We start from the raw sequence: 746 nt of genomic DNA, 5'->3' as shown, positions 1-746 counted from the left end.
CATGAGCGACACCCAGGAGAACCGCCCCACCAGTGCGCAGGGCGTGGACCAGAAGGCAGCGGCCGGCTGCCCGGTCGCGCACGACTCGGTGACCGCGCACGGCAGCGAGAGTGAGAACCCGGCGATCGACTCGCCGACCCCGAAGACCGGTGGTCGTCCGCGCACCAACCGGGACTGGTGGCCCAACCAGCTCGACCTCTCGGTGCTGCACGCCCACTCGAACAAGGGCAACCCGCTGGGCGAGAACTTCAGCTACGCCAAGGAGTTCGCGAAGCTCGACGTCGAGGCGCTCAAGCGCGACATCACCGACGTTCTCACCACCTCGCAGGACTGGTGGCCGGCCGACTTCGGCCACTACGGCGGCCTGATGATCCGGATGAGCTGGCACGCCGCCGGCACGTACCGCATCGAGGACGGCCGGGGCGGCGCCGGTGACGGTGGTCAGCGGTTCGCGCCGCTGAACAGCTGGCCGGACAACGCCAACCTGGACAAGGCCCGCCGGCTGCTCTGGCCGGTCAAGCAGAAGTACGGCCAGAAGATCTCCTGGGCCGACCTGCTCGTGCTCGCCGGCAACGTGGCCCTGGAGTCGATGGGCTTCAAGACCTTCGGCTTCGGCTTCGGTCGCGAGGACGTCTGGGAGCCCGAGGAGATCTTCTGGGGTCCGGAGGACACCTGGCTGGGCGACGAGCGCTACGCCTCCGAGAAGGAGATGGCGGCCGGCGTCGCCTCGACCGAGAGGGGCGTCA

The 746-nt window shown here is 69.2% G+C and carries 1 protein-coding gene; it reads left to right on the top strand.

Annotation, left to right across the window (positions count from 1 at the left end):
- Position 1 precedes the first annotated feature (1 nt).
- The coding region (locus KBX53_RS34815; protein ID WP_305798014.1) for a peroxidase family protein at positions 2-746 on the top strand (745 nt) is incomplete at its 3' end.

This window comes from Micromonospora sp. M51 (genome assembly GCF_018070305.1).
Lineage (GTDB): Bacteria > Actinomycetota > Actinomycetes > Mycobacteriales > Micromonosporaceae > Micromonospora > Micromonospora parva.
This window is presented reverse-complemented; position numbering and strand designations above follow the sequence as displayed.